Below are 9,688 nucleotides of genomic sequence, written 5' to 3'. Positions count from 1 at the left end.
CTCAGCCCCTGGCCGGACAATGATCGGAATGGTGGCCGGATTGATCTCGGAACGGTGGCCGGGGATTGATCGGAATCGCGGCCGGCTTCATCTCGGAATCCCTGGCCGAATGAAATCGGAATCTGCAGTGTGCGCTTTGCTGAACCCTTCCTTGCCGTTCCCAGCAAGAGACATTTGAGACGTCAGATGGATGAGGGTGGGACCAAGAAAATCCCAAGAAGGACATTCCAGGCTGCTGTGCTGTGAACCGGCGCAGCATGCGACCGTCCGACCTCATTGCATGAGCCCAGGTGTTCGCAGCTGCAAGAACACGGGCTCATCTCCATCAACCCATCTACGAAATGAGCCCTATGACGACTGATGTGAATACCACCCAAGCGATCCTGGAGAAGTTCAGGACCACGGCAAAAGACGACATCTTCGGGCAGGATGCTGCCATCGATACCCTCGCAGCCGAACTCGCCCGCCGCTTTGAAACCCGCTCCGACAATCGCCCTCTGGGCGTCTTCGTGCTGGCTGGCCCTGATGCCAATGACACCAAAGCCGGCATCTTCCATCCCTTTACAGCGGCCTTGGGGGCCGCAGGACACTTCTACGATTTGTCTCCGCCGTGGGGCGGCGAGGACGCCATAATCCTCGGGCTGAACCGGAGCTTTCCCTTAGGTATGTCATTGCCGCAGTTCCTGCGGGGCAATCCGAGATCCGTGATCGTTCTCAATGCCATTGAACAGGCGCATCCGACCATTGTCAGTCGCCTCATGTCAGCCTGGACCAGCAATGGCCTGCAGGCCCCCTCAGGACAGAAGGTCTCGACGCGCGAAGCTGTCTTCATCCTCAAGACCGAGCTGGCACAGGGCGAGATTGGTGAACTTGCCCGCCAGGAGACCGATCCCGACCGACTCCATGTGTCAGCCGTCAAGCTGCTGGCCGATGCCGGGTTTCCGATCCCGGTGCTCAGAAGCGTCGACGCTGTGATCTGCCTGAAGAGGCTGACGACGGGCGAGCTGACGCGGCATCACTGCCAGGCACTTGAGGACCAAGTCCATGCGCATGGCCTAGTGCTTGAGGAGGGCGGCCTGGATGCACGCCTTGTGACCTACGGTCTGCACCCGGTGCTTGGTGCCTATGCAAACGGTGTCCAGGCTTTGCTCGATCGCCTCGACGTGGACCTTGCACTGGCGAAGGAAAAGGGTGCTGGGAAGGTTCGGCTTGTTCTTGGAGAGGAGAGCATTCTGGTTCTCCTCATCGACCGTCCGCTTGAGGACACAGTCTCGGCGTCGGGGACCAACGATCATGAGGTCCCGGGCGATGAGTAGTCAGGATCTCGACACCTCAGCGCGGCTTGAGGCGCATGCGATTCTCGATCGCCTGACGAGGAATGGGCAGACCTTTGCCCGTGAGGATGCCCGGCGCTTAATCGCTCTGATCCCGCTCTCGCCCCGGCGGCGCTTTTCGTTCACCGGCCTGTTCCAGGCGCGTGGGTCTGGCTTTCGCGGCCGAGCGGCCGGTGCGGGCGACGTGGAGCTGGACGGGGAGCGCAGGGAGAAGCGCGTATCCTGGAACGCTTCACCGGTTCATCGGATCGGCGGCTACCTGGTTACTCATACGCCGGGTCAGGTTGTGATCGACTTGCTGTGGATCGCAACGCGCGAAGATCTGAACGGGCAATCCTGCCAGTTGCTCTATGATAGCGAGACGGGTGAGCCGCGAGCTATGGAGATTTCAATGCAGCAGACACTAACCCTGCTGTTCATCCGTCTAGCCTACATCTCCTATGCGACCTGGAAGACGCCTGAGGGGTGACAAGCGGAGGAGGGTTGACCGCTCCGTCGGCCGCGGGCCAGTGTCCTGACAAAAGACAGCTGGCCCGCGGCTCGACGACCAGAACACTCTTCCTGATTTTGGCTCTGATGGATTCAACGGGTCAGCGCACCACGATCGATTTTCTGGTGCCTGAAAGGATCCATGATGGCGCGTACGGGGCAGCCGGGCTTATCGGCGGAGCAGACAACGGAACTCTGTGCAGGGTGGAAAGCTGGCGAGTCGCTGAGCGACATCGGCCGTGCTCTTGGAAAGCATGCCGGGTCAGTCTTTGGCGTCATGCTCGCCAAGGGAGGCATTGCTCCACCGCCGAGGACACGCTCACGTCCGAAGAGCGTGAGGAGATATCGCGGGGCCTCGCAGCCGAGTGGTCATTCCACCAGATCGCGAACCGGCTTGGGCAGTCACCCTTGACCATCAGCCGGGAGGTCGTCGGTATGGAGGCAGAAAGAGGTATCGTGCCACGCGAGCCGATGAGCGTGCTTGGCAACAGAGTTTACGTCCGAAAGCTTGCCTTCTGGCAATCACCAAGTCTCTTCAGGAGCTGGTGGCGGAGAAGCTTCAGAACCAATGGTCTCCCGAGCATATCTCAGGGTGGCTCAAGGCTGAACATCGCGATGACAGAACGATATGTGTATCCCACGAGACGATCTACAAGAGACTGTTCATCCAAGCCTGCGGCGCCCTGCGAAAGGAGCTGACCCGTTATCTACGGAGCAGACGGGTTATGCGGCGCGGCAAGACAGCGAGCACGGCTGGCCAACCAAGAGGCCAAATCATCGATGCTATCCCCATCAGAGATCGCCCGGCTGAGTTCGAGTATCGGGCCGTGCCGGGGCATTGGGAGGTCGATCTGCTCGTGGGCGGCAAGAACACGCACACTGCTACCCTGGTTGAACGCCAATCCCGGTTTGTCATGCTGGTCCATGTGGAAGGCAAATACAGCAACAGTGTGGTGAAAGCTCTTGTTCGCCAGGTGCAGAAACTGCCTCAGGGATCGATAGCGTCGCTGACGTGGGATCAAGGTATGGAACTGGCCCAGCACAAGCGGTTTAGCGTCGCGACTGACGTGGGCGTCTACTTCTGTGATCCGCAGAGCCCCTGGCAACGCGGGAGTAACGAGAACACCAATAGCTTGTTACGCCAGTATCTCCCCAAGAGATCGGACCTGTCCGTCTATAGGCAGAATGATCTCGACGCGATTGCCCTCAACCTCAATACTCAGCCGAGGACAACCCTTGGCTTTAGAACCCGTGGCGCTATGCTGGCCGAAGCTGTTGCGCTGATCGATTGAACTCACCCAACCTAGCTCAACTCATCAGCGCCGTTTCCAGACCTGTGCTGATCCTACCGGGAATGAGCGACCTTCAGGTGGGAGAGGACGATAACCGCCGCCTCGCAAAGACTCAGCCGAAGGCCGAATTCGTGCTGCTGCCGGGGAGCAATCATGTCCTCAAGGCTGTGAGAGGAAATGATCACGCCTCGAACCTAGCGGCGTACGCTGACCCAAATCAGGTGTGATACGACATATTGCCGGGGCCCCGCCTGCACAGCCCTTCAGCTGCGAGTAAGCAGCTTCGTGACCCATTGCTCGACGGATCGGATGGGGAACTCGAAGCCGTCGAAGGCCGAGAATAGATTGGCCGTGGCTTGCCGGACATAAGGAGCGATTGCACTCACCGGCGTGTCGAGTGGGACCTCGACATATCCCTCCGCTGTGTCTTGGTGCGCCACACGCCCCTCGGAAAAGTACGTATTACCTGCCCATGCTTCCAGCTCACGTCCGCTCAGGCCCTTCCACCTGAATAGGAAACTTAGAGTTGAGTGTTCGTCGTACTCCAGCGCTTTCGCTAGACTTAGGCCAACCGCGATCGCCTCAGCAACTCGGTATATGACGAGCGTTGGCTCCAAAGCTGTCTTGGGGGGCACCTTATCGGTGAAGTCGTCTTGGAGGACACGCCATTGGTAAAATTCACCTCGAGCATGCATCCGGTAGAATTCGAAGTGACTCCATGACCCTTCGTTGACGCTGATTATCAGCTGCTCCCAAGCCCCCTCGAACTTGTACGATCGATCGGCTTTGTTACGGAAACTAGCGCTTACGAGCCAAGCTGGCCAACCTGTATAGCTCGGGTTCGCGCTGGAAACGCGGCTCAGGAAGTCTTGAGGTGAGTCACTCACGTCTTTGCCTGGGTAGATCAGCAGGGCGACTTCCCAGGATCCGAGATCCAATGCGGCCTTTTCTGCAGTTGAAAGCTTCCGGTGCTCTATAGCTCTAGCTCGGTGCTGCTCGCTTGCCTGAAGAAAGGTCCGCGTACGGCTCTCGAGCGTTTCCTCAGTTGCAGGTATCTCCACTCCAGTGATCAGGCTCAGGAAGCGTGCAGCGCCTTCGATGCCGAGCTGGCGCCGAAGGAAGCGCCCAATATCAGCCTCCCGGTTATCGAAACAGATGTCCATGAGCTCGCGCCAATCGGCTGCCTTGATAGCGGACGTGCTCGGTGTGCCGTTTGAGCCGAGGGTTCTAAAGTAAACCGCGTCCTCGCGGATGATCGCCTTACCGTTCTCAAGCAGGTCTCGCTTGGCGGCTACCGGGACAGTGACGCCTTCCGGAACCCCAATAATGGGGAACTCCTGGTTGTTGCGTTCAGCAAAGGCGACCTGAACCTCGATGGGTGCCGAGGCATATCGGGAGACAATGCCCTGAATCACGTCGACGTGGAACTCTGCTCGGACATCAGCAGGGACGTTTGTCGTGTCCGGCAAGCGGGTTTTGTCATCGAAACCAATAATAAGATAGCCGCCATTACGATTGCGGAGTGCTATGGCCGCCCGAGCGATTTTGGCGATTCCCGCGTCCGCCTTTGGGTCGATCCAGCGTTTTAGTTCAATATTTAGACCCTCGGTTGGATTGGAAACCAATCCATTCATCCGTTCCTGAGACATATCCATGGGGCACCCAGCACACTATCTATAGCGGTGAAATGGCGCAACTTAGTTGCTTCTGAAACCGACCTGATGAGCAGCACCCATATGCCTATTGGGTAGCGTCCCGGGACGGGGTATAGGAGCAGGCGCTCGATGAGGTGGGCACCGCCAATTTTCGGCGCAATCTCCGAACTGTTAGTAGACGAGAACAGGAGCGTCTGCTTGCCCGCAAGCTCCGTGAGACTAGACCGCAATGTCAAAGGGTTGCCGGCACCGAAGACGCAGGTCGACCTCCGGGCCTGTCACGCATTGGGACTACTCAGAGAGGCTTGAGAGCTGGGCAAGTTCATCGCGTGCTATTGCACGGTTGAAGCTTCTCCGGGTGGGGCCTGCCTAAACGGAAGCTCCCCGATCTGCCATCCATACGTTCGACCGTCAACCGACGATGGAAACGGATAACACCAGGTGAAGCCCCGGCCGTAACCAGCGCCGCTGCGGGATGCCCAGTCATAGCGATCCTGCTTCTCCCATCCAGTACCGGAGCACTCCGCCAAGACCACAAGGCTTGTGAGTTTGGACAGATCGTAGGCGGCCCGCCCATCACGCGTCAGCGCCCAACGTTTCAGGGTCTCCTCGGTCGCGGAGCCCGACCCGGCGTAGGGACTACTCTTGCCAAGTAGCCAGCCGCCACCGAAAGCCCCTGCCAGCAGAACCAGCGACACGAGAATTCCTGCGACGATAAGGTTTCCTGCGACCTGGATTCTGCGTGAGGCCGCCATGGCCTTGAAATGCTCGGCGGCTGACGTGGCGACCGCTTCTCCGGCCTTGCGGGACAGATCCGCATAGGTCTGCTCGACGCGTGCGGTGGCGGCATCAGCGACAGGACCGACGGCGCGTGCGGCGGCCGCTTCAACGCGGTCGGGCAGGTCCTTGACCGCCTCATGGAACCCCCGCACAGAACCCTGGATGTCGCGGGACAAGCCCTCAAAGGCTCCGACCGCCGCCAGAAAAATCGTGGTTTCATCATTGGGGCCGAGGTGGAGGTCGGCAATCGCGCGCATGCGAGCATCCCGGATGTCCGGCGGGACGCCAAACAGGTCGCAGGCTTTGTCATAGATAGTCTTAACCTCAGGTCGCATGGAAGTCCTCTGGGAGGGACGAGCTTGGCTCGTCCTCTCAATGAGTCAAGCCCAGCACCGAGCGGGCTGGTTCGAGAGATTGACGAAACTCACGCATGAACTTCTGAACCTGTCCCCGTTCAACCAGAGTGAGAATTTTGTTACCTGGCGCTTGAGTAAACGGGATCGCCAGCGCATCGAGCTTCGCCCACGTGCCAGCAGGAAGAGCCGGAAATTCGATCTCCACCCCTCCTTGGGCTATGAACTCGTTCCGCGTCTTGCCGCCAACTTCCCGTCCCTGCGGATCCACGAAGCCGTACCAGAAAGGGAAGTCGTCGTTCGTCTTGCCGAAGTTGCGGTTGATTACCGCGACGTGGTCGGCGCGGCTTCCGACCAGCTTGAGGTAGCGGCCGACGGATTGCGAGGCGGCGATCACGTTTGAGATCACATGGACGAACGTCAGACGATAGCCGTTGTCCTCGAAGGTCGCCAGGAACTCATCGAGGTTCTTTTCGGCATCCAAGATTCTGGTCAGGTCCGTTAGAAGTCCACCCGCCAAGTCATGGATCATGAGAGGGTATTCCTCCTCGATGGAATTCACCAGCGTGTGACGCCCCTTCTCGGATCGGCCGTTGTAGAACCCGACCCCGACGAGCGGATCCTGCTCGGCGTGCCGGTCGCCAGTCGCGGTTTTGGTGCCGAGAAGACGACCGAGACCGCCAACGCCGCCGTCCGCATCGTAGGCGGCGACTGGCACGCCGTCGTCACGCATGATATCCACGAACGAGATCGCCCAGGCGGTCTTGCCGACGCCGCCCTTCTCGTTGGCAATCAAAATCGCGCGCTTCGAGGCCGATGCCTGAAGCGCCTTTGCTGCTTTTGTCATTCAAAATGTCCTTTGATAGGTGCTTTCAGTGACCTTCAAACGTCGCTGTCACTGAGCAGGTGACCCGTTACGCTTGTGCCGGAACTCGCATGTGAGGAGAGCTGTCTTGTGGTAGGCCCCTGGGCCGACCTCGGACTAGCGGAGGGCTGGCCAGAGTCTGGCTTCCTATTCGCAGCGGTCCGGCGCAGATCGGCAGATACGCCTGGACGCGCGTTATCGCCATGTGCGGCTTCTTCTCTAAGCTCGCTAGCAATCTGCTGGATATACTGCCGTAAGGTGCCGAGCGAAATCTTCACGTCCTTTTCCAGAAAGAGTGCGTGGATCTCCTTGTCCGTGTACCTGGCTTTCCTCAGAGCCATGATTTCCGGATAGGCTGCCTTGACCCGGGTGTAGAGCGAAACCCCCCGGGCCGGGGGGCGCTTGGCCGCGGCCCTCAGGAACGCGCGCAAATCATCGTCCTGCTTTGCCATTCGTCTGTCCTCCCCAGGGCTCCGCACTGCTCTGCTTCCAGCTATGTAGGAGACATTTCAAATAATTGCAAATCATTCCTGGATTGGACTGTGCATTTATGTCATTTCTGTTTGCGGTCGAGCGATGTGAACATTTCCCTCGACTTGCAACTAACCTGGAGGCCAGAAATCTTGACACACTACGCACTGATTGTTCCCGGATCTGTCCAAAAGGTGATCTAAGTGCTTGTTGCCACAATGAATAGTCTGGACTGAGGGGAACATGTCCGTACACAGCAAGGTTCGCGTGTCTATCGATGCTGGCATCTGGGATGCTATCAAGGCCGCTGCCGCGGTGAGGGGAGTTTCTCCTCATGTTTATGCCGAGGAGGCACTTACCGCCGCTCTCGTGAGTTTCGACTCACTCAACCGCGTGGCGGCCCACGCGGCGAGCATTGATGCGAATGCCATGCAAATCAGTGACCAGCTCCAGGTTATCACCGATTTCATCGTCGATCTGTATCGAGAGCGAGCGCGGGTTCCATAACAGACGAAGGGTTGTGATGATGGATGGCAAAGGATTGTGCATTCCATGATGACCTGCACGCGAATTCTGAGCGTCGAGTACTATGAATCGATGGCGCGTCAGATCAGACGCGAGGTCGGCCTGACATCGGCTGGGGCGAGCCACGACGAGACCGCAAGCGCCTTCGCGGCAGCCGCAGTCGCGGGCCTCGCGGAGGGCACGGACGCTTACGAAGATGCTTACGCTGCCGCCTATGACCGGGCCCTGCTGGCTCTGGAACAGGACCACGTAGCGGGCCGGGACGAGGTCGCCTATCGCGTGGACAATGGTGCCGGCGAGGCCGTCGGGATCTGGTGGACCCGTCGCCGCTCTGCCGACGCGCGCCCCGCCCTGGCTTTAAACCCCTTCCGGATGTGCCCGGACAAGGGGGAGGTCGACGGGCGGGTTCTGCGCGATCTGGCGTGGGGCCGCGACCCCGAGACCCAGGTCGCGCTGGTGGGGCTCTCCGCCAATGGCCGGCGTAGCGTCGGCTATGATCTCCAGTGTGCTGCCCCCAAGAGCGTCAGCATTCTGGCCGCCTTTGCTGGGCCCGGGAACCGGTCAAAGATTCTGGCCGCCCATGATCGGGCGGTGCGTCGTACGCTCGATTACGCCCTGGAGGAGGGGTTGATCGTCGCCCGAACCGGTCCGCAGGGCGTCGAGCGCACGCCGGCGCATGAAGTGAGTGCCGCGATCTATCGGCACTTTACGTCCCGTGCCCAGGATCCACAGTTGCACTCGCACGCTGTCATGCTGAACTTGGCGGTACGCCGGGACGGAACGACTGGCGCGATCGACAACCGGGACATTCTGCGCTCACTGGGAGCTTTGGCCGCGCTCTACCGGAGTGAACTCGCCAGCGGACTGCGCGCTGGGCTTGGGTTCGAACCAGTGCGGGAGGGTCGCAACTTCGAGATTGCAGGTGTGCCGCGCAAGGTCCTCGAGCGGTTCTCGAAGCGGCGGCAGCAGATCGAGCAGGCCGCTGGAGAGGGTGGCTTTGACACGGCTGTCCACCGGGCGGCCGCGCAGGTTGCAGCCTTCGGCACGCGTGAGGCGAAAGATCGCGAAACGCCTCTGGCCGTTCTTGAGGAACGCTGGGCGAGAGAGTTGGCCACCACCGGCTGGAGCCCGGATTCCTTGTTGCGCCTGGTCGCTATCGAAGCGGAGCGCATTCGGACGGATCAGGATCGCGAACCCCATGGCCGCGAGGGCGCCACGGCCATGGCGGTCGCGGCGGTGCATGCGCTTACTGTAACTGAGGCGGTCTTCGACCGGCCGGCGCTCATGCGCCGGACCCTCGAGGCGGTGCAATGCGTATGCACAGCCGACGAGGGGCTGGCTCTCGTCGAGAACCTCGTGGCCTCTGGCCTGATCCACGCAATTGGCCGCAACGGGGTTGGCGCGCCGGTCTATTCGACGGCGGCCATCGTCGAGGCCGAGCGCGGCTTGGTGCGCACGGCCTTGCGCCGGCGAGGCGAGCGGGATTTCGTGCCGGAGATCGCCCTCGAGCAGATTCTCTCCCGACCGGGGATATCGGAGGCGCAGGGCCGCGCGGTTCGGCACGCCCTCGGCCGCGACGGGATCTCGCTCATCGAGAGCTCGACCGTTGCGGGCGTATTGCTCACCGCGGCCATTACTGACGCTGCCCGTGAATGCGGCAGGGAGATCTGGACGGTCACCCCCTCGCGGAGCGCCGGGGACGACCCGCACACCGACGCAGAGCGCGCTTCGACCGTGGCATGGGCGGTGCAAGCGTTCACGGAGCAGCTCAGAACCAGGGCCATCAGTCTGGGCGAAAATGCCGTCGTCGTCTGCGTGGAGGCCGATCTCGTCGCAACGCGGGATATGGCGGCGCTAGCCGGCCTCGTCAGCGAGGAGAGCTGTGGGGCTAAGCTGGTGCTGATCGGCGACGCGGCCCGCCCCA

7 protein-coding genes and 1 pseudogene are annotated in these 9,688 nt (G+C 60.4%); 5 read left to right on the top strand and 3 right to left on the bottom strand.

What is annotated here, in order from left to right:
* Positions 1 to 350 precede the first annotated feature (350 nt).
* The 3 genes and pseudogenes from OC446_RS27480 (at position 351) to OC446_RS27470 (ending at position 3,115) form a co-directional block, all read left to right on the top strand.
* Entirely contained in the window at positions 351 to 1,316 is a 966-nt protein-coding gene (locus OC446_RS27480) for a hypothetical protein (protein ID WP_262032132.1), read from the top strand.
* Positions 1,309 to 1,803, top strand: a complete 495-nt coding sequence (locus OC446_RS27475) for a hypothetical protein (RefSeq protein WP_262032131.1) — start codon at positions 1,309 to 1,311, stop codon at positions 1,801 to 1,803. The genes OC446_RS27480 and OC446_RS27475 overlap by 8 nt, the downstream gene beginning before the upstream one ends.
* Positions 1,804 to 1,968: 165 nt before the next feature.
* Positions 1,969 to 3,115, top strand: a pseudogene (locus OC446_RS27470) (IS30 family transposase).
* 263 nt (positions 3,116 to 3,378) lie between these two features.
* On the opposite strand, the gene OC446_RS27465 reads toward OC446_RS27470, so the two are convergent.
* The 3 genes from OC446_RS27465 to OC446_RS27455 form a co-directional block, all read right to left on the bottom strand.
* On the bottom strand, positions 3,379 to 4,770 hold the full coding sequence (locus OC446_RS27465) for an RNA-binding domain-containing protein (RefSeq protein WP_262032130.1): 1,392 nt from the start codon (positions 4,768 to 4,770) through the stop codon (positions 3,379 to 3,381).
* Positions 4,771 to 5,102: 332 nt separating this feature from the next.
* Positions 5,103 to 5,807: a hypothetical protein gene (locus tag OC446_RS27460; protein ID WP_262032129.1), complete on the bottom strand. Its 705-nt coding sequence runs from the start codon at positions 5,805 to 5,807 to the stop codon at positions 5,103 to 5,105.
* Positions 5,808 to 5,922: 115 nt separating this feature from the next.
* Positions 5,923 to 6,750: a ParA family protein gene (locus OC446_RS27455; RefSeq protein ID WP_262032128.1), complete on the bottom strand. Its 828-nt coding sequence runs from the start codon at positions 6,748 to 6,750 to the stop codon at positions 5,923 to 5,925.
* Between the two features lie 732 nt (positions 6,751 to 7,482).
* Here OC446_RS27455 and OC446_RS27450 point away from each other — a divergent pair.
* Positions 7,483 to 7,746 carry a hypothetical protein gene (locus OC446_RS27450; RefSeq protein ID WP_262032127.1) on the top strand — a complete coding sequence of 88 codons (264 nt, stop codon included), beginning with the start codon at positions 7,483 to 7,485 and terminating at the stop codon, positions 7,744 to 7,746.
* 45 nt (positions 7,747 to 7,791) lie between these two features.
* Positions 7,792 to 9,688: MobF family relaxase (gene mobF / locus OC446_RS27445; protein WP_262032126.1), on the top strand; the 1,897-nt coding region annotated here is incomplete at its 3' end.

It is taken from the genome of Microvirga sp. Mcv34, assembly GCF_024519725.1.
GTDB lineage: Bacteria > Pseudomonadota > Alphaproteobacteria > Rhizobiales > Beijerinckiaceae > Microvirga.
Note: the sequence above shows the minus strand (reverse complement) of the source record. Positions and strands in the feature narration are given on the sequence as shown.